The 22,941-nt window shown below is 64.2% G+C and carries 20 protein-coding genes, 1 tRNA gene and 2 pseudogenes; 10 read left to right on the forward strand and 13 right to left on the reverse strand.

What is annotated here, in order from left to right:
- Positions 1 to 106 precede the first annotated feature (106 nt).
- Positions 107 to 523, reverse strand: coding sequence for a DUF7522 family protein (locus IEY12_RS00520; RefSeq protein WP_188876505.1), 417 nt, complete (start codon positions 521 to 523; stop codon positions 107 to 109).
- 101 nt (positions 524 to 624) lie between these two features.
- On the opposite strand from IEY12_RS00520, the gene IEY12_RS00525 reads away from it, so the two are divergent.
- Positions 625 to 894: a DUF5827 family protein gene (locus tag IEY12_RS00525; protein WP_188876506.1), complete on the forward strand. Its 270-nt coding sequence runs from the start codon at positions 625 to 627 to the stop codon at positions 892 to 894.
- On the opposite strand, the gene IEY12_RS00530 is transcribed toward IEY12_RS00525, so the two are convergent.
- Together IEY12_RS00530 and IEY12_RS00535 are read right to left on the reverse strand one after the other, a co-directional pair.
- Positions 895 to 1,479 carry an MBL fold metallo-hydrolase gene (locus tag IEY12_RS00530; protein ID WP_188876508.1) on the reverse strand — a complete coding sequence of 195 codons (585 nt, stop codon included), beginning with the start codon at positions 1,477 to 1,479 and terminating at the stop codon, positions 895 to 897.
- Between the two features lie 45 nt (positions 1,480 to 1,524).
- The gene (locus IEY12_RS00535; RefSeq protein WP_188876511.1) at positions 1,525 to 1,863 is read right to left on the reverse strand and encodes a cupin domain-containing protein; all 339 of its coding nucleotides are present in this window, start codon (positions 1,861 to 1,863) and stop codon (positions 1,525 to 1,527) included.
- Between the two features lie 103 nt (positions 1,864 to 1,966).
- Here IEY12_RS00535 and thyX point away from each other — a divergent pair, with 103 nt between their 5' ends.
- The 4 genes and pseudogenes from thyX (at position 1,967) to IEY12_RS00555 (ending at position 5,446) form a co-directional block, all read left to right on the forward strand.
- Positions 1,967 to 2,710 carry an FAD-dependent thymidylate synthase gene (gene thyX / locus IEY12_RS00540; RefSeq protein ID WP_188876514.1) on the forward strand — a complete coding sequence of 248 codons (744 nt, stop codon included), beginning with the start codon at positions 1,967 to 1,969 and terminating at the stop codon, positions 2,708 to 2,710.
- 88 nt (positions 2,711 to 2,798) lie between these two features.
- Positions 2,799 to 3,971, forward strand: a complete 1,173-nt coding sequence (locus tag IEY12_RS00545) for a helix-turn-helix transcriptional regulator (RefSeq protein WP_188876515.1) — start codon at positions 2,799 to 2,801, stop codon at positions 3,969 to 3,971.
- 106 nt (positions 3,972 to 4,077) lie between these two features.
- Positions 4,078 to 4,152, forward strand: a tRNA-Glu gene (locus tag IEY12_RS00550).
- Between the two features lie 188 nt (positions 4,153 to 4,340).
- Positions 4,341 to 5,446, forward strand: a pseudogene (locus tag IEY12_RS00555) (tyrosine-type recombinase/integrase).
- A 611-nt stretch (positions 5,447 to 6,057) separates the two neighbouring features.
- Here IEY12_RS00555 and IEY12_RS00560 read toward each other — a convergent pair.
- Together IEY12_RS00560 and IEY12_RS00565 are read right to left on the reverse strand one after the other, a co-directional pair.
- Positions 6,058 to 7,155, reverse strand: a complete 1,098-nt coding sequence (locus tag IEY12_RS00560) for a tyrosine-type recombinase/integrase (protein WP_188876517.1) — start codon at positions 7,153 to 7,155, stop codon at positions 6,058 to 6,060.
- 391 nt (positions 7,156 to 7,546) lie between these two features.
- Positions 7,547 to 9,043, reverse strand: coding sequence for a DNA methyltransferase family protein (locus IEY12_RS00565; RefSeq protein ID WP_188876519.1), 1,497 nt, complete (start codon positions 9,041 to 9,043; stop codon positions 7,547 to 7,549).
- Positions 9,044 to 9,138: 95 nt separating this feature from the next.
- Between IEY12_RS00565 and IEY12_RS00570 the strand changes: the two genes are divergently transcribed.
- Together IEY12_RS00570 and IEY12_RS00575 are read left to right on the forward strand one after the other, a co-directional pair.
- Positions 9,139 to 10,074 (forward strand): WD40/YVTN/BNR-like repeat-containing protein, encoded by a 936-nt coding sequence (locus tag IEY12_RS00570; RefSeq protein WP_188876521.1) that lies wholly within the window; start codon positions 9,139 to 9,141, stop codon positions 10,072 to 10,074.
- Positions 10,075 to 10,128: 54 nt separating this feature from the next.
- Positions 10,129 to 10,848, forward strand: a complete 720-nt coding sequence (locus tag IEY12_RS00575) for an SDR family NAD(P)-dependent oxidoreductase (protein ID WP_188876523.1) — start codon at positions 10,129 to 10,131, stop codon at positions 10,846 to 10,848.
- A 37-nt stretch (positions 10,849 to 10,885) separates the two neighbouring features.
- On the opposite strand, the pseudogene IEY12_RS00580 reads toward IEY12_RS00575, so the two are convergent.
- The 5 genes and pseudogenes from IEY12_RS00580 to IEY12_RS15685 all read right to left on the reverse strand — a co-directional run bounded on the left by IEY12_RS00580 (position 10,886) and on the right by IEY12_RS15685 (position 14,123).
- A pseudogene (locus tag IEY12_RS00580) lies at positions 10,886 to 12,250 on the reverse strand (restriction endonuclease).
- Positions 12,238 to 12,822, reverse strand: coding sequence for a hypothetical protein (locus IEY12_RS00585; protein WP_188876525.1), 585 nt, complete (start codon positions 12,820 to 12,822; stop codon positions 12,238 to 12,240). The pseudogene IEY12_RS00580 and the gene IEY12_RS00585 overlap by 13 nt, the downstream one beginning before the upstream one ends.
- 119 nt (positions 12,823 to 12,941) lie before the next feature.
- On the reverse strand, positions 12,942 to 13,307 hold the full coding sequence (locus tag IEY12_RS00590; RefSeq protein ID WP_188876526.1) for a hypothetical protein: 366 nt from the start codon (positions 13,305 to 13,307) through the stop codon (positions 12,942 to 12,944).
- Between the two features lie 118 nt (positions 13,308 to 13,425).
- Complete coding sequence (locus tag IEY12_RS00595) at positions 13,426 to 13,899, reverse strand: RecB family exonuclease (protein WP_229870803.1); 474 nt, start codon at positions 13,897 to 13,899, stop codon at positions 13,426 to 13,428.
- Positions 13,896 to 14,123 (reverse strand): hypothetical protein, encoded by a 228-nt coding sequence (locus IEY12_RS15685; protein WP_229870806.1) that lies wholly within the window; start codon positions 14,121 to 14,123, stop codon positions 13,896 to 13,898. The genes IEY12_RS00595 and IEY12_RS15685 overlap by 4 nt, the downstream gene beginning before the upstream one ends.
- A 159-nt stretch (positions 14,124 to 14,282) precedes the next feature.
- Between IEY12_RS15685 and IEY12_RS00600 the strand changes: the two genes are divergently transcribed.
- Together IEY12_RS00600 and IEY12_RS00605 are read left to right on the forward strand one after the other, a co-directional pair.
- Entirely contained in the window at positions 14,283 to 14,891 is a 609-nt protein-coding gene (locus tag IEY12_RS00600) for a hypothetical protein (RefSeq protein WP_188876528.1), read from the forward strand.
- A gap of 8 nt (positions 14,892 to 14,899) precedes the next feature.
- Complete coding sequence (locus IEY12_RS00605) at positions 14,900 to 15,391, forward strand: hypothetical protein (RefSeq protein WP_188876530.1); 492 nt, start codon at positions 14,900 to 14,902, stop codon at positions 15,389 to 15,391.
- Positions 15,392 to 15,480: 89 nt separating this feature from the next.
- Here the strand turns inward: IEY12_RS00605 and IEY12_RS00610 are convergent, their stop codons facing one another.
- Entirely contained in the window at positions 15,481 to 17,160 is a 1,680-nt protein-coding gene (locus IEY12_RS00610) for a hypothetical protein (RefSeq protein ID WP_188876532.1), read from the reverse strand.
- On the reverse strand, positions 17,161 to 17,823 hold the full coding sequence (locus tag IEY12_RS00615; protein ID WP_188876534.1) for an HhH-GPD family protein: 663 nt from the start codon (positions 17,821 to 17,823) through the stop codon (positions 17,161 to 17,163).
- A gap of 433 nt (positions 17,824 to 18,256) precedes the next feature.
- Here IEY12_RS00615 and IEY12_RS00620 point away from each other — a divergent pair, with 433 nt between their 5' ends.
- Positions 18,257 to 18,922: a tyrosine-type recombinase/integrase gene (locus tag IEY12_RS00620; protein WP_188876536.1), complete on the forward strand. Its 666-nt coding sequence runs from the start codon at positions 18,257 to 18,259 to the stop codon at positions 18,920 to 18,922.
- 42 nt (positions 18,923 to 18,964) lie between these two features.
- Here the strand turns inward: IEY12_RS00620 and IEY12_RS00625 are convergent, their stop codons facing one another.
- Positions 18,965 to 22,792 carry an Eco57I restriction-modification methylase domain-containing protein gene (locus IEY12_RS00625; protein ID WP_188876538.1) on the reverse strand — a complete coding sequence of 1,276 codons (3,828 nt, stop codon included), beginning with the start codon at positions 22,790 to 22,792 and terminating at the stop codon, positions 18,965 to 18,967.
- Positions 22,793 to 22,941: the final 149 nt, after the last annotated feature.

A 22,941-nucleotide genomic window follows, 5' to 3' on the forward strand; every position in this document is an offset into this window, starting at 1 on the left:
ACGAAGGCGTCGCGAATCGACGAGCGGGGAGCGCACGCGACCCGCGAGCCAGCCGCGTCGTAGCGACCCACCGATTTTCTTTCGCGTGTCACGCCGGAAGCGACGGCTACTCGGGAGTGAGGCGTTCGGGGTCGTCGCCGGCGAACGCGCGGAGGCGCTCGTCGAGGCGGGCGTAGTCGCGCGCGCCGTCGTGGTCGAAGCTGCAGAGGACGCCGACGCGCGAGTCCTCGAAGAAACACCGGAAGAACTCGATGCCGTCGAAGCCCCGGACGGTGTAGCGATACGACGCGGGGTGGAGGGTGTCGTAGATGTCGCGGGTGACGAAGCCGTAGCGTTCGTTGTCGATGAGGCCCGCGACGTCGACGGCCGATTCGGGGACGTCCGCGCGGACGTAGTGGCGCTCGTACGCGTCCGGGTCGAACGCCCAGCAGGTTCGGAGCGCGGAGGCGTCGAAGTCGCGGACGACGGCCATCATCTCCTCGTCGTATCGCCCGCCGTCGCCCGTGTGTCCACCTGCCGCCATACGGTGAGCGTGGGTTTCGGTGTCACAAAAACCCTCCCCGCGACTCAGTCGTCGTTTCGGGAGGCGAGGCGCTTTTGGGGGACGGCGCCGTCATCGCGACCATGCCCCGCCCGAAGGACGAGTTCGACGCGCTCTACCCCTGCGACTTCTACGCGCCCGAGGAACTGCTCGACGACGACCAGATGTACACCGTCTACGAGATCGCGCGCCTCTTACAGGACCTCGACCCGGACGCCGCGCTCGAACCCGGCACGGAGGACATCCTGCTCGACTGGGCGATTCCGTGGGTGATGCGCAACAGCGAGGCCCTCGTCGTCGCGGAGCCTCCGAACGACGACGACCCCGGCTACTACGGCCTCAAGACGGAGTAGTCAGGCGTTGAAGCGCGCCGCGCGCAGCGACGCCTCGACGCCCGCGAGCGGGTCAGTGATCGCGGGTCCGTGTCCCGTGTAGAGCACGTCGTCGGCCTCGTCGAGGGCGTCCAGTAGGCGCTCGATGCTCTCGACGAGCGCGCGGGAATCGCCCTCCGCGAGGTCGGTGCGGCCGAACGACCCGTTCGCGAAGACGAGGTCGCCGACGAACGCGACGCCGGCCGCCGGCGACCGAAAGACCAGGTGGTCGTCCTTGTGCCCGGGCGTGTGCAGCGCCTCGTAGGCGTGGTCGCCGACGGTGAGCCTGTCGCCGTCCGCGATCGCGTGGTCGACGTGTTCGTGGTCGGCGTCGAAGCCCCACGTCTCGGCGTCGAAGGCGTCGCGGAGCGCGGGGACGTTCGCGACGTGGTCGTCGTGCGTGTGCGTGAGGACGACGGCGTCCAGCGTCTCCACGTGCTCGCGGACGGCCGCGACGACGTCGTAGTTCGCGCCCGCGTCCACGAGGACGGTGCGTTCGCCGGGGACGAGGAAGGCGTTCGACGTGAACACATCACGACCGCGCGAGGGGTTTCGGACCCTGCCCATACCCCGGGTAGGCGGGCGCGCACCAAAGGGCCGTCGCGTCCCGCTCTAGACGGGCGCGCTGACGAGGACGAGCTGCGAGAACTGGTCGCGGTTCAGGATCTGGCGCTCCTCGTCGGGGCTGATGCGGACGGCCTCGTCCTCCTCGAGCGAGACGGTTCGGTCGCCGAAGTCGACGTCGACGCCGCCCTCGACGACGTAGTAGATCTCCTCTCGGTCCTCGTCGAGGTGGGTGTGGCTCATCGTCTCCTCGCCGGCCTCGAGCGCGAGCACGGTGAACCCGAGGCTCTCGGTGTCGAGTTCGTCGCGCAGCATCCACATCTCGCCCCGCACGTCGTCCGGGAGCACCGATTCGGCGTCGCTGACGTGCGCCTTCGTGTACGGCATACCTGAGTATCGACGCGGCTGGACCTTCAAAGTACTCGCCGGCTGTCAGATGCGCGATTCGGGTGCGAACGACTTTAGCCTCGGGGGGTGCGACGTACACGACATGAAGGTCGAACTCCTGGAAGCCACGCCGGACCCCGAGGAGGTGATCTGTCGCGCCGCGCGCAACGACTACATGAGCGAGTACGGCGCCGAACAGTCCTTCGAGACGGTCATGGCGTCCGTCGAGGGCGACACGCTCGAGGAGAAGAAACGCACCCTCATCGGCCACCTGATGAGTCACGGCCACTTCGGGCCCTTCGAGCACGCGCAGGCCACCTTCCACGTCGAGGGGATGAGTCGCTCCTGTATGGCGCAACTCACCCGCCACCGACACGTCTCCTTCGACGTCCAGTCGATGCGCTACGTCGCCTTCGACGACGTCGACCCCGAGGACGTCGCGGACGGCGAGCTGGTCGTCACGCCGCCCTCCGCGAGCGACCCGGACTGGGTCGGGCGCAACCAGAAGGGCGGGAGCGTCGACGAAGAAACCGTCGCGAAACGCGAAGAGGTCTTCACCGAGTCCGTCAAGCGCTCCGTCGAGGACTACCAGGAGCTCCTCGAACTGGGGATGCCGCCCGAGGACGCGCGCTTCGTCCTCCCCATCGGCACCGAAGTGAACGTCGTGATGAGCCTCAACGCCCGCATGCTCATGCACGTCGCGGACATGCGCGCCGCCGCCGACGCCCAGTGGGAGATCCGCACCCTCACCGAGGACGTCCTCGACCTCGCCGCCGAGTGGTGTCCCGTCACCTTCGACTACTACGAGGCGAAGATGAAGAACCGCAAGAACCGCCTCGCGCCGTAACGGAACCCTGAGCGCGCGTCGGGCACGCCACGTCCCACGACCTCCCGATGTCCGAAACCCTTTCTTCACGGGCGGTGGAGTGAGCAATATGGTCCGGTCGGTCGCCGTCGTCCTCGCCGCCGTCCTGCTCTTCGCGTCGGCGGGTGCGGCACCGCTCGCCACCGCCGGCATAGGGTCCGATAGCGCTGCGCCCGCCGTCCAGTCACCGGTGGGTGCGGCGGAGAGCCCGAGCTTCTCCTCGACGCACTTTCGCATCGCAGTCCACCCGAACGGCTCCGCGACGTGGACGTTCCAGTATCGCACGCAGCTCGAGAACGACACCCAGCGCGAGCGCTTCCGCGAGTACGCCCGCAGTTTCGAGGCGAACGAGACGCGCTTCGTCGAGCAGTTCCGCGCGAACGCCCGCTCGCTCGTCGCCGACGGCGAGGGCGTGACCGGCCGGGAGATGAACGCGACGAACTTCGAGCGCGCGGCGTTCACGCGCGGCCTCAGCGACGACCTCGGCGTCGTCCAGCTCTCCTTCACGTGGACGAACTTCGCGCGCACCGACGGGGAGCGCGTCGTCGTCGGCGACCTCTTCGACGGCGGCCTCTACCTCGGCTCGAACCAGCGCCTCGTCGTCACCGCCGACCCCGGGCTCGCCTTCGCGTCCGTCTCGCCGACGCCGAACGCGACGGCCGACCCGACGCTCGCCGCGAGCGACAGCGTCACCTGGTTCGGCCCGCGCGAGTTCACCGACGAGCGCCCGCGCGCCGTCCTCGTGCCGAACGACAGCGTCGGCGCGGGCGAGGCCGGCGCGACGACCGGCTCGCCGTCGTCCACCGACGACACCGACGGCGACACCGGCCTCCCCGTCGCGCTCCTCGGCGGCCTGCTCGCGCTCCTCGCCGTCGGCGGCGTCGCCTACTGGCGACGCGAGCGACTCGCCGCCGCGCTCGGGGGTGCATCGGACGCGGACGCGTCGCCCGCCGCCGACGCGAGTCGCGACCCGGACGCCGACGCCCCGCCGGTCGGCGACCCCGCGGTCAGCGACGAGGAGATGCTCGCCGACGACGAACGCGTCGAGCGCCTCCTCCGCGAGCACGGCGGCCGGATGCGCCAGGCCTCCATCGTCGAGGAGACCGACTGGTCGAAGTCCAAGGTCAGCATGCTCCTCTCCGAGATGGAGGCCGACGACCGCATCTCCCGCCTCCGGGTGGGTCGCGAGAACGTCGTCAGCCTCCCCGGCCACGAGCCCACTACGGGGCGCGACGAGGAGTAAATGCCGTATGGGGACGTACCGCAGAGCCGGTATGGTTCAACGAGTTTTTATACAACCCGGCCTTCCTATCGGATGGAGACGCACGACGCGTGCGTTGGACCACCGTGCTCTGGTGGTGTAGTCCGGCCAATCATCTTGCCCTCTCACGGCAAGGACCAGGGTTCGAATCCCTGCCGGAGCACTCCTTTCCTTCCGCCGTCTTGCGATTCTGGTCTGTGAACAATGAGTGTGATCACCATTGCTCCAGGGCAACAAAGTCAGGCGGACTCGGACACCCCGACGCCGTCTTGCGATTAGGCCGTTTGTCGCACCAATCCGGTTCGAAGGACTCACCAAAATCGGGGAAACCCGTAGACGGAGGCGGGATCGATGATCGACCTCGACGAGTTCCCGCTCGTCACCCAACCCGCCGACGAGTTCCTCAACCCGCGCCAACGACTCGACTACGAGGCCGAACGCGAATCCTGCATCGAGTGGCTCCTCACCTTCGGGAAAGACCCAGACACGGCCACCGGCTACGCCGAGGGCACCGTCAAACCGCGCTGCTACCGCATGGACCGCTTCTATCGGTACGTCTGGGAGGAACTCGAAGGCGGCTACACCGCCAACGTCACCCACGACCACGCCGACGCGTGGATGACCCACCTCGCAAAGCGCGACGTCAGCGCCACCCACAAGCGCAACTGCCAGAAGTCGATCAAGATGCTGTTCAAGTGGCGACACCACGAACACGGCCTCGGCGAGTGGGACCCCGAAATCACCTTCTCCCCGGACTCCAGTACGAACCCCCGCGACTACCTCACCCGCGAGGAGCGCGGGAAAGTCCGCGAAGCCGCCTTAGAGTACGGGCGATCCCGAAGTACAACAACCTCGCGCCGGCCGAGCGCGACCGCTGGAAGCAGTACCTCGCCCAGCGCTTCGAGAAGCCCAAATCGGACGTCGCCCCCGCCGACTGGGAGCGCGCGAACGGCTGGAAGATCCCCTCGCTCGTCTGGACGAGTCTCGACGCGGGCCTCCGCCCCGTCGAAGTCGAGTGGGCGACAGCTAGCTGGATCGACACCGACAACGAGGTCCTCCGCATCCCGAAGGAGGACAGCTCGAAGAACCGAGATCACTGGGTCGTCGGGCTCTCCTCGCGCACCGCGGACGCGCTGTCGAAGTGGCTCGACGAGCGCGACGCGTACCCGGCGTACGACGACACGGACGCCGTCTGGCTCACCCGGAAATCCAATCGCTACCAGACCTCGTCGCTCCGCTATCTCCTCCAGCGGCTCTGCGAGATTGCCGACATCGACACGACGCACCGCTCGATGAGCTGGTACGCCATCCGGCACTCCGTCGGCACCTACATGACCCGTGAGGAGGACCTCGCCGCCGCACAAGCCCAACTCCGACACAAGAGCTCCGAGACCACGATGAAGTACGACCAAGCACCCGTCGAGGACCGCCAGGACGCACTGGACCGGATGGGCTAACAAACGGCCTCCTGTGACGGGCGGGGCCGGTTTCACTGCCCGTCCCTCTTCCCGTCGTTGCCATCAGCTAGGTCCAGAGAAGCTCATCACCAGGGAACAATCGATCCGAGCGCACTGATCGCGTCTGAAACCGCGTTAGCAAGCTTGTTTCGCTGTTTCCGGCGTAACTCTATTCGATGCCCATACGCGCGGTAGACCTCTACCTCCGCCTCTCTCTGTAGCATACGGAGACGGATCCTCTCAGCTTCTGTTAACGGTTCCCTGTCTGCATTCTCGTTATCGAGTATGGCTGCCATCGTGGAACCCTGTACGAGACTGCGTTCGTCGGGGAAAAGCGTCTCGAAGAGCTTGGTTCCCCGCCCGCACTCCGAAATCTTGGTTATACAGGTACTCGATGTCGCAGTCTTTCAACTGGTCGTAATCGTAGATTTCTCTCACTCGCGCAGCTATCCAATCGATCTTCTCCTTATTCGGCGTCTCATCATACATAAGACGACTACCAACTGCTACGTGTTGAAAATTATGCGCCAGTATGCTCTCCGGCTACGACCTTCGATACGTCGAGCACGAACTGGTCTGTGCGTCGTGTGCGGCGGACAGCGACGCGCAGGCTAGAGTCCGTCGACGATATTGCGCTGGAGTTCCACCGTCGGGTGGACGTACCGGTCGGCCGACGCGATGCTGTTCTGGCGCAGAATCTTGGCGACCATCTTCAGATCCTGGCAGTCGTCGTACACGTACGTCCCGACGTAGTGGCGGAACGAGTACCACACCAGGTTTCGGCCGCGCGGCTCGATGCCGGCCTCGTCCATCAGGTTCCGAAGCAGCGCGTTGAGGGTACTCGAACTGTACGGCTGGCCCTTCCGCGTCAACCACATCAAGTCCGTGTCGTCGTACTTCGACTTGTTCTCGCGCTGGTCGAGCCAGCGGTCGATTGCCTCCACGGCCTCGCCCGGCAGCTCCTGCTTCCACCTCGACTCGTTCTTCACGGCGTGCTCTCCGGGGATGGTGATCGCCTGTTTCTCCGGGTCGTACCAGTGGACTCGCATGCGTCCGACAATCGCGGGACGCCACCCTGCGGCCCGGGCTGATCGAACGAGTGAGGGGACCTTCCAACTCCGGTTCACCTCCCTCCAATCGGCCGGTTCGACTTCCTCCTTCGGTTTGCCGAGGTACTGGGCGAGATAGCGACGCCATCGGTCCCGGTCCTTCGGAGAGAGATTGTTGTACTTCGGGATGTTCTTGTACGTCAGCGACGTCTGCCAGAGCTTCTTCACCTCCGACTTCGTGAACGGATCCGCGTTGTCGGTCGCTCGCTCGTCGCGGAACGAGATGTCCGGCTCCCAGTCCGCCTGTTTGAACGCGAACCAGTCCGCGAGCGCGTTACTCATCTTCCGCTTCGACGTCTCGGAGTACCGGTCACCGTTCCGTCGCCGAAGCTCGTCGGTATCGAGCGCTTCGATGACTCGATCCGCCTGCTCCGTCGATAGCTCGGTCGAAACGTCCCCGTGCTCCCATATCCAGTAGAAGATGCGTAGTACACGCGATTTGCGCGCCCTGGCCGTATCCGTCGCGTAGCCGATGTCCTTCCGCGGGGTTTTGCCCGCTGTGAGGAGATATTCCTCGAATCGCTCGACCGTGTTGTCGAACATCACCTGCTGCCGGTGGCTCAACCGGTTGGTGGTGTCCGACTCGTCGGAGCCGCTCATCGCTGTCGCCTCCGCACCTCGGGCCACGCGGGTGCTTTGTGAGTGATTGAACTGGGGATTGTGATAGTGGATAGTCCTCCCCAGCAGGGTATACGCCGATACGTCGCAGCGTAGTGCATCCTCGGTTCTACACCGGGAAATTATCCAGTCGTATTTAAACCCTTGACCTTAGTTAATTTACACTATGCTCGTGGTGGTCAACCGGATACCCGCATTCCTGATCACACAGGCTCTCATACCCGATTTCCGCATTTCGATGTGACACTCCCGGTTGGGGGATCAGGGGGCGGTATCCACGACCAAAGAACCGAACTCCCCACACGTCCCCGCCAGTGTCGCGCAACGACTCCTCCGTAAACCCCACACCAGAGTCGGTTCAGCTTCCGTCCGCTCACAGTCTCCGCCGAATGAGCGACTCGATGCGAGCGAAGACATTCCCGTCGTCCCCTCCACGTCGTGCGGTTTCGCAGAGTTCGTCGAACGACGCCGCGAGACGTGATACGACGTCCTCGGGAAGCCCCCGTGGATCGAGGACTGGAACCCCCTCTAGGTCGTTCGGCTCGATTTTCTCGAAGCCGCCTTCTCGCGCGTACCGATATCTGTGCACGACGTCGTCGAAGACGCCGCTGTTCAGGAACGCGAGGAGCGCCTTCAACTCCGTCTCGTCGAGCATCAGAGCGTCGAACGCGTAGAAATTGTTGATGTGACGCGCGTCGGTCTCGTTCAAGATGAAACGGAAGCCGTTGCGGCTCGCGCTCTCGAGGTCGTCGGGCGCGAGTTCGAGGAAGTCCTCGACATGGACTTCGTGGGGCTGCCGGCTGAGTATGAGCGCTACCGTCGCCATGAGGCGGGCCAGCGGGTTCCGGTCGATCCCGGCGATGTGGTCCGGTTCGGTGCTCACCTCGAAGCGCGGGTGGAACGGCATCGACAGGCTCCCCGCGCCGACGCCGAGATCGAGGAGCGTGGGCGCGTCCGCGGGTACCCACGTCAGCATGAGGTCGCGGAGCCAGCGCGGCGTGTAGAACTGCCCGAGTCGCTGGCGCGCCTCCGTCGACGTGATCGCTTCGTAGAGCCGGCCGATGGCGACCGCTGGATACCGGGCGTCGAGGAATCGATCACGAGCGTCGAGAACGCGCTGGAGCGCCCGGTCGTTGAGGCGGAACGCGACGTCGTCGAGGACGGTCTCCGCGAACACAGCGGTCTCCAGTTTGTGGTCCGCTTCCCGGAACGCCTCCCGGATCGGTGTCGTCAGCAGTGGGAGGTTCCCGGCGCGATGCTCGCGCTCGTAGACGACGGCCTTGAGGAAGATTGAGAGAACCGCGTGACGCGCGAGCCGCGGCAGGTGGTCCGAGAGCGTCGTCGGATTGAACCCGTGGAGTTCGCACCACTCCGTAGCTGCCTCTCCGAGGTTCTCGGGGACCTTTCCGTCGAGCGTCGCTTCGAGTTCCGTCGCGGCGGCCGTGAGGCGCTCGCAGAGGGGTTCGGTGGCGACGTCCGCAGTGCCGGCTCCGCAGGTGAGCCCGTGCCCGATTGCGACGACGTGTTCTGCCGACCGGTAGATTCGGTCGCGGTATCGTGTGCGCTGAGTATCGTCGGCGTGGCGGCGGAGTCGTACGTGTCGCCGCGTGGCCGCTTGAGCGTCCGTGGGGTACTCGACATCGGTCTGATCCGGTCTCATGAACCACCCCCTTTTCAACCCTCGCCACGCGTCGCTTCTCATCCCGCATTCAGGCCGGTACCGGTGGCGATCCACGCGTATGCTCCCCGGTTCTCGCCTCGGAGCCACCGGGGATCGGCGGTGCCGTGCCCCCACCGACCACGTACACCGCGACGAGATTTTCGTAACCGCTTGACGCGAGCGGGGACCGTGAAGTTCGAAGAGCGTCAAAAAGGGCTGACGACCGCGTCGAGACACCGTTCACGCGCGCCCGGCGGCCTGCCACCACGCCCGAGAGTCAAGTGAGACCCGAGCGTACTCTCGCCATGGCGATCATCGCCGGGACGCGAGACGGCGTGTATCGATTCGCGGACGATGCCGGGACCGACGCCGAGCGGGTGCTCGACAGCGGGAATTCGCTGCGCGTGCGGACGTTCGACGGCGTCGAGGGCGTTTTCGCCGCGATGACGTCGGGACTCTATCGTTCGCGCGACGGCGGTAACACGTGGGCGGACCTCGACGTCCCCCGCGCGGAAGTGTATTCGGTCGTCGCTAGCCCAGACGGCGAGCGACTCTACGCGGGCACGCACCCCGCGCACCTCTCCGTCTCGACCGACGAGGGCGAGACGTGGCGCGAACTGGACGGGTTCCAAGACCTCCCGTCGCGGGACGACTGGCACACCCCGCGGCACCGGAACGAAGCGCACGTCCGGAGTCTCGGCGTGCATCCAAATCGGCCCGACCGCGTGATCGCGGGCGTCGAGGTCGGCGGCGTCCACGCCAGCGACGACCGCGGCGAGACGTGGGCGGAGCGCCGAAACGGCCTCCAGGACGACGTCCACCACGTCCTCGTCATCGGCCAGGAGGAGTACGTCGCGTCCTGTGGCGGCGGCCTCTACCGCACCGCGGACGCCGGACGGTCGTGGACGCGCCTCGACACCGACCTCGACCATCGCTACTTCCGGGAGGCCGCACTCGTCGACGGCCGGCTCTACGCGGCGGCCGCCCGCGACCCGCCGGGGTCGTGGCGCGGCGAGACCGGCGCGGACGGGGTCCTCCTCGAATCGACCGACCGAGGCGAGTCGTTCGCGGACGTCTCCTACCCCGGTGGCCCGGAGGAGGTCGTGCTCGCGTGGACGCACGACGGCGAGCCTGTCCACGCCGGGACGAACGAGGGACGGCTCGTCAGGCGATCCGCGGACGGCGCGTGGACGGACGCGGGGCGCGCGCCCGAGAGTATTCGAGCGCTCGAATCGCTCTGAGCGCGGGTCGCCGGCGTCCGAACGCATTTCGGACCAGACACCGAATTCGGGGTCATGACGCGAACCGCCGTCGTCGCCGGTGTCGGTCCCGGACTGGGTGCGTCGCTCGCGCGGAAGTTCGCTCGTGAGGGCTGTCGGGTCGCGCTGTTCGCGCGCTCGACGGACTACATCGAAGACCTCGCAGACGACCTGCCCGACCCCGGGGAGGGCCTGGCGGTCACGGTCGATCTCACGGACGTCGAGGCGATCCGTGAGGCCTTCGAAACCGTCCGCGAGGAATTCGGTCCCGTCGACGTCCTCGTGAATCACGCGAGCGCGGCGTCGTGGACGGGACTGATGGACAGCAGCGTCGAGGAGTTCGAGCGCGCCTGGGAGGTGAACGGACGCGGGGCGTTCGTCTGCTCGCAGGAGGCCGTCGGCGACATGCTCGACGACGAGGGCGGAACGGTCCTCTTCACGGGCGCGACGTCCGCCGTCCGCTCACGTGGCGGCGCTATCGGGTTCACCGCCGCGAAGTTCGCCGCGCGCGGGATGGCGATGGACATCGCTCAGGAGTACGGCGGCGAGGGCGTGCACGTCGCGCACGTCATGATCGACGGCCAGATCGGCGGCTCCGGCGCGCAGGAGCGCTCCCCGGAGCGCGACCCCGAGACGTTCCTCGACCCCGACCGGATGGCCGAGACCTACTGGCACCTCATCGAGCAAGACGACCCGAGTACGCAGCCCTTCGAAGTCCACATTACCAACGGTCCGCAGACGACTGAATTCCTCTGAGACGACGCGTTACAGAGTTCGACAATACTTGTGCGTGTTAGAAAACCCCCGCTGCGAAGAGCGACCCGACGACGAGCACTATCACACCGAGCACCACGCCGGCCGCGAGCGGAACGTCCTCCATGAACTTCTCGTAGAACGGCATCGCGTCGTACTCCTCGCGGAACGCGTTTCGATTAGCCTCGTCGTAGAAGTACTTCGTCGAGAGCATGAACCGCTCCGTCACGGCACACCCCGTACAGACGGGCGTGCCCTCTAGACGCTCGGTCCGGACGTGCTCGGCGCAGTTGATGCTCCCGCAGTTCGCGCAGTACGTGTACGTCTCGCGGGCGCCGCTCGTCTCGCAGTGCACGCAGGCGTGGATACCGTCCTCGGTCGTCACGCGCGACGGCCCGGCCGCGTAGTACTCCAACGGGTAGGTATAGTCGCCGAGCTCGGCCGTCTGGCGGACCTCCGGGAGGTAGACGGCCTCCACCGAATGGACGGTGACGTCCGAGCGGTTCGGCTCACACGTCTTCTCGTACGTGACGTTGTTGTCGCCCGTGTAGGAGACGGTGCTCGTGTGGTGCTCGCGGAGGCGCTCTATCGCCCACTCCTTGTACTCGGTCTGAGTCTCGCCGAAGCGGCGCGTCGCCACCACGTCGAAGACCTCGCCGAACGCGGTTTCGTCCAATTCGATAGTCGCGTGCCGGTTGTTCGTGACGAGCTCGCCGACCGACGTGGGGAGCGGCGCGGGAGTCCCGCGTTCGGCCCGCACGGCGAGTCGGTCGCGCTCGTGGACTCGGTGGATGACGCCAACGGACGTCTCGAACGTCGCGTCCGTCTCCGCGGTGACGATGACGGTCGGCCGGAACGTCACCCGCGCGTAGGGGTCCGGGACATCCCCCGCGTCGAGGTTCTCGATATCGCGCATCGCGGCGGTGACGGGCGCGTCGATCGACGTCGCGGGGTCGTACGGGTGGAGGGTGTCGTCGCCGAGGATCTCGATACGACCGTTGTAGAGGTCGAGGCCGATCTCGTCGGCGAACTCGCGCAAGTCTTCCCCGTCGAGCAGGTCGATGGGGTACGGGTCGTCGTTCTCGCGGAGGCGTTCGGCGTACTCGCGGGCCGGCCGTGTGAACCGCACGGTCGTGGCGACGATGCCGCGGGTCGGGCCGTCGAAGTCGTAGGTGGCGACCGCGGAGTGGAGTTTCTGCACGACGGGACGGCCGACCGAGTCCGTGTGCTTGCACTCGACGACGATCCCGCGGCGCTCGCCGTCCACGCCCTCCTCCATCAGGACGTCCCGGCCCTCGTCGGCAGTACGGGCGGCCTAGTGGACGTTCTCGTAGCCGAGGTTCCGGAAGACGTCCTCCATCACGTCCTCGAACTCGAACCACGAGAGCTCGTCTAAGACTGGCATTCAGTTCGAGTGATGTATGTCTCGCGTGTCGTATTATAGGTTCCTGCAACGATGGTGCTGGCTGTCTCGCGCGGGCTCCGCGAATCCTGCAGTTCGCGCTCCCAGTCGTTCGGCTCGACGACGACGGTGAACTCGAAACCGGTGTGATCGGAGTCCGCGAGTCGAACGACGCGCGGTCGGACACCGAAGAACATCGCGCCGTTCCCGTCGCCGCCGTTCAGCCATTCGAGGACGGAACGATGCTCGTCGCGGAACGTCTCGGAGACCCAGATGACGAAGTCGGCGTTCGTTCCGGCGGCGTACGTGAGGAGTTTCCCGAGGTGGTCGTGGTCCGTGTCTCCGAACTGGTTCTCGACGACGACGTCACCGTCCGTGTTCATCTCCGTCGCGGTGATATCGGCGCGGTAGCCCCCGACCGCTCGTTCACGCTCGACGTCGTCAAGTTCGATTGCGATAGTTCCGGCGAGCTTCTCGATGTGATCGACGAGCCACGGTGTGAAATCGTGTTCCTCGTGCCCCCATACTTCGGAGAGCCCGAGGTCCGTTACGGGCTGTAGATCGTCCGGCTGCATGTACCGGTACGTCGAGATGGGCTGTATTGTAATTTCGCCTATATGGACTGATTCCCGTATCCGCTGCTATCTCAGATCGACGTTGAACCTCGTGGGCCGAACTCCTCGACGAACTCGCCCTACTCGTCGCCGGTTTGGGGGGCGTCCCACGGGTCGACACCGCACGGAGTGGTATACTTCCACTGGAGCTCATCCCGGATATCGATGCGCCGTTCCACATCAGTAACGTGCTTGACGCAGTATCCGATTTCCTCGTGTACGTTGTCTTCCCAGCACCTTCGCTTCTCGTGGGTAGACAGCGTGTACTGTAGATTACCGGTCGGCGTGACGTCTGCACGTGTCCCTCCCTCGGACGTCCCGATATACAGTACGCAGTGCGGACGCTCCGAGATGAGACAAAGAACTACGTACACCCCCACGTCGATAGACGAAATCTCGCTCAAGTCAGTACAGATCTCGCTAAATTGATACCCCTCGATCCTCATGTGTCATCAACCACTCACCCCAGCATATAGTCTCGGTGACTGCTACTCACTCGAAGAAACAAGGTGGCGTCACGGTACTATCATACCTGCTTGGATCCGGTCTACCGGTCCATTCTCGTCATAGCGAATCTGGAGTAACTACATCCGCCGCGCATGGTAGCCCGTTGTGCCGACACCATCGACAGTGCGTTCCGCTCGCGTACTCGTCGAACGTGGACGTCTCGATCCGCGCCATCGTCTCGCTGATGTCGTCGCGGACGGCCGCGAGCCTCTCGTCACTGAACGTCCGCGCGTCGAGTTCCGGGCCGATATCGCCGACGTACGCATAGCCAGCGCGCTCAATCGGTTCGTCGTAGATCTCCCGGCACGCCAAGAGGTAGATCGGGAGCTGCTTGTCGCGCTTGACGTCCCGGCGTCGCGTGGTCGCCTTGTAATCGACCACGACGAGCTCCCCCGCGGGCGTCCGGTAGACGGCGTCGATGAACCCGACGACTTCGTGGCCGTCGACGTCGAGTTCGAATTCGCGCTCGCTGTCCACGAGCTCGTAGGCGGCGACGTCCAGTTCGAAGTAGCGCTCGATACACGCTCTCACAGCGGGTAGGGCGTCCCGCGCGCGCGTCGTTTCTCGGCGAGGCGCTCGCAGATCTCGACCCAATCCTCTGCCTGTCGGGTTCCACGCGAAGCGGCCTGCTCGGCCGTGTCGTGGAAGAGGTCTCCGATGGTGAGTTGTGAGGGCCCGCTCGTCGAGCCGCGGCTCGACGGGCGGTAATCCTCGAACGCGTTGACGACGTGGTCCAGTGTGACGACGTTCGACATCGTGACCCCGTCCGGAGGTCGCTCGCGGTTTGCTCCCGACGAGAGAGCAGACCATGACAGCACACCTATCGGTCGGTTGCACGGCCATACGGTCCGATATCGGGCAGATAACCCACCAGCAGCGTCTCCGTCGAGCGAGCGGGGCTCGGGGTGGTCGCGGTGAGTGATTTCTGGGTGGGCTATCTCTGGGGTCGCGGGAGCGGTGACGGGCCGTCACTCCCGCCGGAGATCGCGCTGTTGTTCGGCGGGCTGCTGGTCTTCGTCGGCGTCCTCTACCTCCTCCGCGACGTCTTCAACGCGATTGCCGGTGTGACCCAAGCGCATCCGGTGCTATCTCTTCTCGTCGTCGGCGTTGCGGCCGTCGGTATTGGCGAGCTCGTCGCCGTGAACGAGGATCTGGACGTCGAGGAGAAAGTCTCCGGGACGGGCGCGCTCGTTCTCGTCCTGTTCGGCGTCTTCTGGGTCCTCGGCGTCCTGTCGGGCGCGTCGTCGCTCGACAACGCGTCGTGGCCGGTACAGGCCGTGATGATGGTCCTGTCGCTCGTGATCGTCTGCGGGTTCCTGTACATGCTCGTCTCCCTGCTCCGATACCGGTGTCAGACCCCGCGGGGCCGCGCGGTGCGGGCGGCGAGCGTCGTCCTGTTCGCGTGGTGGGGCTGGATCAGCCTGTTCTCCCTCCCCACGCCGGACGTCCCGTTCGTCGGTGCGACGGCGTGTCTGGTCGTGGGAACGGTATCGACGCTCGCAACCGGCGTCGTAGAGGCCTAGATCGACACATGACCGGAGACCCCGCGGCGGGCCCGGAACCGATCCGGGTTTCGGGCGTGTTCAAGGACGAAGCCCTGTTGGGGGAGACCGACGGCGAGTTGGTCTGCGCGAACGGGACGCTCCGGTATCGCGGCCCGGACGAGTCAGTCGAGATCTCCCATACCACCGTTACGGAGGCCCGGGTAGACCAAGATAAGTCGGTCGCGGGGTTCCGGTCGATTGCCGGCGTGTTCGCCGTCGTCACTCTCCTCATGGCCTACGTCTTCGTCAAGTACGTGATCGTCCACGGTGGCGGGGTGTTCTCCGTGATCGGTCTCGGCTCCGGGCTGTCAGCCGTCTTGAGCGCGCTGGGGACGCCGTGGATGTACCGCCTCGACGACGGCGAGCGGACCGTCCTGCAACTCGACTGTGAAGACGATGAGCACGTCCGGTTCATCACTGCGGAGGACACCGACGCGTTCGGCGAGATCGAGCGCCGGATCCGCGAAACAGCGCGGTAGCTACGCGGTCCAGAACGCTTCGAGACCCCGGTTTAGCGCTGGAGCGACACATAGCTACGACACATGAACGATTTCTGTTTCGTAGCTGTTCAGACGGGAGCTAACGGCCGAGGAGCGCTCACCATCAGCCAGCCGCTGGGGTCGGTCGAGTTCCCCGCTGACTCCGCGCAGTGCGTCGCGGAATCGACCGCGGACTTCGCTTTTCCCCAAAAACCGGAGTAGGTCGAGTCGTTGGCGTGCTCGGAGACGCACGAGGACACGTTTTTGTCCGCGTCGTTGAGTCGGGAGAGGGTCTCGTTGGTCGCGTCTCGGGCGTCACGCGTCGCGTTCGCTACCCTCGTAGTACCATCCCGATAGACAGAACTGTTCTGGACCAGCTCGGTAGCGTTCAGCGTCTGGTTCACGGCCGAGCGTGCGCCCGTGTTTGCGAGGGAGACGTTCGTCACGCGCATCCCGGTGATCTGTTCGCTCTGGTTGATCGCGTCGTCGACGGAGGTGTTCTTCGGGATAGCGACCTCTCGTGTCGCGTTCCCGATGGTGACGTTCATCGTTCTGTTCGCGCCCGCTGAAGCGAAGTTCCACGAGACGTGGCTCGGGATCGTTTCCGTCGTGTTCGAGAGGAGCCGGGTCTGCTCGACGCCTTGCGCCTCGGCGATGTACGTCCAGTCCACGTCGTGCGCGCTCAACTTGAGACCCATTTCGCCGGCGGTCATCATCGTCTGATCGACGAGGCCGAGCATCGACCCTCGAAGCGTGGCGTGTATCTCGCTCATCCCCAAGGCCCACGCTCGGTCTCCGAGGACGTAGCGGAGGCGATAGAGGCCGACCTCGCTCGCCCGGTTCGTTACGTATCTCGTGCCGGCGAACGCGGGCTTGTAGAACGCGCCCTCCGTGAGGAGGAGCGCATCGACGCCGAAGACGAGCGTCGAAACGTAGTACCGTCGGAGCGCTCGGTCCGAGATGTTCCCCTCCTCACTCTCGTTTCGGACTGTACACGCGGCGTCGGCCATCCGATTGTAGCTCCCGACGAGCGGCGTGTACTTCGCGGCTTTCCCCGTGATGGAACGGAACCCTTCAGTGCGGGGTACGTCCGACGTGAATTGTTCCCGGACGATCTGCGTCGCGTAGTCGAGCCGACGCCCCATCGTGCCCGTCATACTCGCTCCGTGGGCGAGCTGTAGCGATGAAATCGAGTCCCCGAGTTGTTCGTCCTCTCGGCAGAGGTTCGTCGCTGCGGAGACCGACGCGTTCCGCCTGTCCTCCGATGTATCGACGTTGTCGTAGAACGACGCTATCAGCGCCATCGCGCGAACTCTGTCCAGGCTATCGATCCCGGCCGCTCCGGGAGCCTTTTCGAGGGCGTATTGCTGAAGTGGTATCTGAGCTCGGGGACCGACGGTCGTCGTCGGCTCCGTGGTAGTCTTCGCTGACGTGGTGACCGTCGTCGTGCCCGACTGCTGGCTGACTGGCCGCTCCGTCTGTTGCTGTGTCGTCGTTACAGTCCCCGCCGATGAACAGCCCGCGAGTAGTATGAGAAGTGCGCAGGCAACCGCAGCGATCTGTGTTCGTGTGGGTTTCGAGAGGAACACGAGATACAGTGGCTCTGGGAATCCTATAAGTCTTGTATCCCATCCAACTATAATATCGCATGTGGCCCGGATAGCATCGATACGGCCCTCTTTCGAGGGTTCCCGAGCTAGTCGCTTTCTGCGAGACACGCCCCGACGGTATCCTTCCATCGCGTAGTTGACTAGCTCGAACCGCGGCACTCACTGGGAGCGTTCGCTCCGAGACGCGCACCCGCTCTCGAAACGACGACAGCCGGTCCGGAGCGGGCAGCTGTCGCACCTCGGCTCGCGCGCTCGACACACGTCCGCCGCGAAGTCCAACATGGCGTGGAGGAAGTCACCGATCCGATCTTCGGGCGCGAGAGCGGCGGCGATTTCTCGAAGCGCGTCGGAGTCCGGATCGACGCCGAAGAACCGGGAGACCAGCCGACGAACGTTCGTGTCGACGGCGACTGTCCGCTCGCCGTAGGCGTGTATCAGGACCGAACGGGCGGTGTACTCGCCGACGCCGTGTAGCGAGAGCAATGCCGTTCGTTCGGCGGGAACGGTTCCCGCGTGTCGTTCCAACAACTGCGCGGAGCAGCGTTCGAGGTGGCCGGCGCGCTTCGTGAGGCCGAGGGGTTCGACGGCGTCGACGAGCCGGTCGGAGGGCGCGGCGACGAGACACGCGGGGGTCGGATACCGAGCGACGAAGGGGACGTACGCGCCTTCAACGGCGGACGCGGTGGTGCGCTGGAGCAGTACCTCGGCGACGAGGATCTCGAAGGCGGTCCTGGCGTCCTCGCGCCAAGGGAGCGCGTGCCTGCCGTTCTCGTCGTACCAGTCGAGCAGCCGTTCGACGAAGACGCGCCGTGTACTCGTCACGGGCGTTCTGGTGCGTTATCGTTGAAAAACGCGCGGTCGCGCTACCGAGACGGCCCGTGATCTGAGTTAGTATTTCGTCGGGGACTGGTATTACTGACTGCAGTGGAACTCTCGAAGTCAGAGTCCACAGAAGCGATCCGTCAGTCGAGTTGGCGGCGCGAATCAGTCTTGAAGCGTGGTGACGGTCCGGCCGGCCTCTTCGCTGCGCGACATCCCGTACGTCGCAAGCATCTCCTCGACGGCCTCGTCCAGACTCATCGTTCGAGCGGATCTACGCCAGGGACCCGTATAGATTCTCGCCCGTTTTGGAACCGTTCCGCGTTTCGGACTGGCATATCTCTCCGGATCTGCCTGGGATCGATCCCCCAATAATTCGCCCTATTCGTCCGAACGGAGCGATAGTGTGGTGTACCGTATCGGCGTACCACGGTCTATGCCAGCAACTCGGGAGCGGTCCCTGACGGAGCGCGATTTCGAACGCTTGATCCGGGCGACCTACCGGATCGACGACGACGAGAAGGCGCTCGAAGCGCGCGCGCTCGTCCTCGTCGGTGGTCGCCTCGGACTCCGGCCCGGCGAGTTCACGCACCTCTCCTCGTCGTGGATCGACTGGCAACGCCAGATGATCCGCATCCCGAGCCACCACCAGTGTACGAAGGGCCGAGACGGTAGTCTCTGTGGGTACTGTCGGCAGGTCATCGAACAGCAGGTCCAGTCGTCGGACCGGAGCTTCGCGGAACTCGAACGGGAGTACTGGCAGCCGAAGACGACCGCTGGCGCGCGCGCCGTCCCCTTCCACTTCTCTCCCCGGGTCCACGTCGCACTGGAGTTCCTCGACGAACGCCACGACGGCTGGCCGTACTCGTTCTCTACGGTACAGCGCCGCCTCAACACGACGCTCGATCACGCGCCGCGACTACCGGCGGACGCGACGTCACCGCACGGGCTCCGCGCGACTGCGGCCTCCTATCACGCCAGTCGGGGTTTGGACATGCCCGCGCTTCGCGCGATGTTCGGCTGGAAGGACCTCGAAACCGCCCAACAGTACCTCAACGTCGACGGTGCGATGACGCGCCGCGCGCTCAGCAGTATCCACTGACACGTTACGGCGGTCAGCAGTAGATATGTGGGGAGAGCGCTCTCAGGCGAGGTCGTCGTACTTCGCCAGCACCGTCTCGAAGTACTCCTCGTCCATCAGGCGGGGGTTGTGTACGCGGTGGAAGTCGTCGAGGACGAACGCCGTCTGATCGCGGTCGAGCTCGTAGGCGTGGAACGCAGCGGCGTCGAGTTCGGCCTGCACCTCGCGGCGCTCGGCCATCTCCGTCGCCGGTTCGATACCGCCGAGGCGGTTACGCATCTCCTCGAAGCCCTCCCCATAGCAGTTGAGCCGCGCGGCCCGCGTCCAGATGTAGTCGAACCACTCGTCGCCCTCAGTAAGGCGGGGTGCCTGTGACTCTTTCAGTTTGTAAAAGACGACAGTCGAGTCTACCTTCGTCCGCATGAGGAAGTCGAACGGGAGACTATTGAGGAGACCGACCGTCACGAACAGTTCCTCATCAGAGTAAATGCGCTCGTAAGCGCCGTGAAGCGGCATTTCGGAGAGGTCGTCTTCCTCGGGAGACACCTCGTAAGGCCGGAGGGTCGGGACCTTATCGTGACAGACCACTCCTTTCGGGAGAACCGTCGAGATGAGCGTTCGCTCGTCAGTTGAGCGAGCGATATCCCGATAGGAGATACGATATTCAGTGCAATCGAGAAGCACGTCGTCCTCCGACAGCGGCTCCCCGCGATGCTCTTCGAGAAGGTCGTTTACGAAGCCGATTTGCGAACCCGAGCCATCGAAGGCGTCGTAGAGACCACGCTTCAGTTTCGGGAGGCTTTTCTCTCGAATCCGGCGCTTTGCGCTCAGCTCGGGGTTTTCCTCTTCGTCAACGCTCCAGAACTTCGGCTCCTCCAAGTCAGCCAAGACAGACGAGTCATACATGAACTGGTAGATGTTACTCCCGCCGAGAACCGGATAGTCGCCACTCTCATCGGACTCAACGAAGCGGTCAACATCGTTTCCCCTATCTAATTCTCGATATGGTTCTACGTACCAACTGGACTCTATCTGTTCCGTAATTGGTGGGTGTTGGAGTATCGTATTCAAAATCCGCACTTCCTCCTGTGAATCGAGATACGGAAAGATAGCGGCCTCAGGGGAATACTCTCGCAAGACACGGCGTGGAATAGAAAGGGCGTGCTTCTCGAACTCCTTCAGCACGTTCACATCGTTTTGCTGGAAGACTCCTTTGAGTTCGTCCGTTGAACCTCTATTCTCGAAAGCGAGAACCCCGAAGTTGTACCGGTTGTCTATCTCGGGGAAGATCCCCTTGTTCTCGAACGTGATGAGTGACTTGATCTCTGTCTCATCGAGTAAATGTAGTCGAAGGTCTTTGGTCGACGAGCCATTGAAAATCGCGCCCGGTAGTACCTGCGAGACGTATCCGTCGTCACGGGCTATCTGGAAGACCCGTTCGAGGAACAGCGCAGAGAGATCGTTCTCAGTTGCCTGAGTTCTACCTGCGACCGTCGGCCGCTGAAGTTCGTAGTCGTCTGTGTTGTTGAAGTAATCCGCCTGAATCTCCACGCTCCGTTTGTATTCTTCCCACCCCTCCCGGATATCAGGATCCTCCATCAATTCGTCTTGCCGGGCCTTTTTCGCTTCCGGGAGGAGCGTCCTGAACTCGGGATCAAACCGGGTGAAGTAATCGTCACGCTGAGGAGTGATTCTGTCCCACGGCGGGTTTCCGATGACTACGTCGAAGCCACCATCGGCGTATACCTCAGCGAACTCCAGCACCCAGTTGAACGGTTCCATCTCGGCGACCGTCTCCGTGGCTATGTCTTCAATGCCGGCTTCCTCAAAGTCCCGCTGTATATCGCCGATGAGCTCCTCGCGGGCGATCTCCAGTTTCTCATTCGCTCGCGTTCGGTGTTCCTCAGCGGTCTCGCTGTCGAGCGCGTTCTCGTGCGCTTCGATTTCCTCGATGATGTCCTGATAGCGGTCGCGGACGCTGTCCTCGCTGAAACTCCCGAGTCTGTAATCACCCTCATCGGTCGTCTCGGGGAAGCCCGTGTATCCGATCAGGCTGTTCCCCTCGCGGAGGTTGAACGCGACGTTCGGGAGGGCGAGCGCGTCGTCCCCGGCGAGGTCGTCGACGTTCTCAGTTTCGAGCGCCGAGATGACGGAGAGCCAGCATCGGAGTTTCGCAATCTCAACCGCCGGCCCCATCAGGTCCACGCCGTAGATATTGTTGAGGACGGTCGTTTTGCGGAGTTTGTACGCGTCGGGGTAGGAATCGGACCGAGCGTACAGCGCTCGGCGGACGTTGACGATCTCTTCGAGGACGGACGTGAGGAAATGCCCGCTCCCGCAGGCCGGATCGACCACGCGAAACTCGTCAACCTCGGCGAGGAGCGCGCTTATCGTACTCCAGCGCCCCGGGAGTTCCTCAATGAGGTCGTACACCGAGTCGAAACCCCATGCCTCGTGTTCGGGCCAGTCGGCGCGTTCGACCAGCGCGGTTTCGAACCGGTCGAGGAGCGCTGGCCGGACGGTCTCCTCGGCGGAGAATCGCGTTATCTCGCTAGGCGTGTAGTACGCTCCGAGCTCCTTGTTCGTGTCGGCGTTGTCGCTCGTGACGTAGTTGATCGTCTTCTCGAAGACGTTCCCGAGGACGCTCGGGTCGAGGTCGGTCGGCGCGCCTCCCGCCGAGAAGCTGTACCGTTCGAGGAGGTCAACGATGGAGAGGAGGACGGAGTTCCGGACGTCGAAGTCCGCTTCGTTCTCAATCGTGGCCCGGAAGAGCCCGCCGTTGAGGTAGGGGATACCTTCGAAGAGGTCGATGTTCTGAACGTTGGCGGGGCGGTTCCCGCGTTCCTCGTTCAGGACGTCGTAGAAGAGCGGCTGGAGAAACGTCTCGTAGAACGACCCGGGATACACCCCGTCCCGATAGGTGTCCTTGAGGGTGTAGAGCAGGTCGGGGTGGACGAGGGACTTGTCTTCGAGGAACTTGATGAAGACGAGCCGGTTCATCAGTTCGACCGAGAACAGCCTGACGTCGTCCTCGTTCGCCCCGTCCGCTGCGACGACGCCGTCACCGACGAGCGAGCGCGTGGTCGTCTCGTCGTCGTCCACGACACCGAAGACGTACCGGACGTAGTCGTCGTAGAACTCGTCCGTTATCTCCTCGCGCTTGCGTTCGATGACTTGGCGGGCGTCGCCCGCGATGATGACGAAGTTCTCGTATTCGAACGTTCGGAGGAGACGAGAGACGGGGTCACGGTCGGCATCGAGAACGGCTTCGGTCGGATCTTCGCGCCGTCCGACCTGATTCTCGAAGAGCGCGAGGAGGACTGGGCGGAGGTCTACTTCCTCGATGACGTTGTGGGTGTACGAGTCCGGGTCGTACCGAACGAAGACCCAGCGGAGGCCGTCGGTTGCGAAGCCGAAGTCCGACTCGAACTCCCGCTGACTGAGCCAGTCCCGGACCTGCCCGAGCCCGTGCTTTCGGCTGTGCAGGTCCTTGTTAATGGGTTCCGCTTCGATGAGGAGTCTCGTCGAGTCGATTTCGTCGTGCTCGCGGAGCGAGGCCGCGTAATCCGCGACCCGTGTCCGACCTCCCGAGAGGCCACCGGCTTCGGTCGCGTAGTCGTATCCGAGTGCGTCGAGAAGCGGATCGACGACGGCGTCCTGCGTGAACGATTCCGGTTGGAGACCGTCGCGCGTCATGCTCGCTTTGAGCTGGTAACTTCCGGAGTCCGCGCGAAGGACCCTCTCCAGCGTGTCGTCGTCTATCTGCTTACGGAGATTCGAAACGATGGCGTCCAGCGTCTCGATGGCCTGATCGACCGCATCAGCGTCAACGGACGTCTCGAATTCCCGGGCGACGAAAGCGGTCTGTCCCGAGGAAGAGTTCGCGGACATCCTTCGTTACGGAGCGTGCCGATTGCCCGCGCCCCCGTCTTACGAGAAGCAGAGAGGCGATAGAAGACGGGCTAGAGAGCGTGCCGATTGCCCAAGTTGTCATAGCCGACACCAACCGAAAGACTGGGTCCAGCACCGAGGAAACGGAG

The organism is Halarchaeum grantii (assembly GCF_014647455.2).
Classification (GTDB): Archaea; Halobacteriota; Halobacteria; order Halobacteriales; family Halobacteriaceae; genus Halarchaeum; species Halarchaeum grantii.

Excerpts from the sequence above, each read along its gene's own strand:
- IEY12_RS00520 (WP_188876505.1), bottom strand. The coding sequence starts at position 523 with ATGGCGGCAGGTGGACACACGGGCGACGGCGGGCGATACGACGAGGAG.
- IEY12_RS00525 (WP_188876506.1), top strand. The coding sequence starts at position 625 with ATGCCCCGCCCGAAGGACGAGTTCGACGCGCTCTACCCCTGCGACTTC.
- IEY12_RS00530 (WP_188876508.1), bottom strand. The coding sequence starts at position 1,479 with ATGGGCAGGGTCCGAAACCCCTCGCGCGGTCGTGATGTGTTCACGTCG.
- IEY12_RS00535 (WP_188876511.1), bottom strand. The coding sequence starts at position 1,863 with ATGCCGTACACGAAGGCGCACGTCAGCGACGCCGAATCGGTGCTCCCG.
- thyX (WP_188876514.1), top strand. The coding sequence starts at position 1,967 with ATGAAGGTCGAACTCCTGGAAGCCACGCCGGACCCCGAGGAGGTGATC.
- IEY12_RS00545 (WP_188876515.1), top strand. The coding sequence starts at position 2,799 with ATGGTCCGGTCGGTCGCCGTCGTCCTCGCCGCCGTCCTGCTCTTCGCG.
- IEY12_RS00560 (WP_188876517.1), bottom strand. The coding sequence starts at position 7,155 with ATGAGCGGCTCCGACGAGTCGGACACCACCAACCGGTTGAGCCACCGG.
- IEY12_RS00570 (WP_188876521.1), top strand. The coding sequence starts at position 9,139 with ATGGCGATCATCGCCGGGACGCGAGACGGCGTGTATCGATTCGCGGAC.
- IEY12_RS00575 (WP_188876523.1), top strand. The coding sequence starts at position 10,129 with ATGACGCGAACCGCCGTCGTCGCCGGTGTCGGTCCCGGACTGGGTGCG.
- IEY12_RS00585 (WP_188876525.1), bottom strand. The coding sequence starts at position 12,822 with ATGCAGCCGGACGATCTACAGCCCGTAACGGACCTCGGGCTCTCCGAA.
- IEY12_RS00590 (WP_188876526.1), bottom strand. The coding sequence starts at position 13,307 with ATGAGGATCGAGGGGTATCAATTTAGCGAGATCTGTACTGACTTGAGC.
- IEY12_RS15685 (WP_229870806.1), bottom strand. The coding sequence starts at position 14,123 with ATGTCGAACGTCGTCACACTGGACCACGTCGTCAACGCGTTCGAGGAT.
- IEY12_RS00605 (WP_188876530.1), top strand. The coding sequence starts at position 14,900 with ATGACCGGAGACCCCGCGGCGGGCCCGGAACCGATCCGGGTTTCGGGC.
- IEY12_RS00620 (WP_188876536.1), top strand. The coding sequence starts at position 18,257 with ATGCCAGCAACTCGGGAGCGGTCCCTGACGGAGCGCGATTTCGAACGC.
- IEY12_RS00625 (WP_188876538.1), bottom strand. The coding sequence starts at position 22,792 with ATGTCCGCGAACTCTTCCTCGGGACAGACCGCTTTCGTCGCCCGGGAA.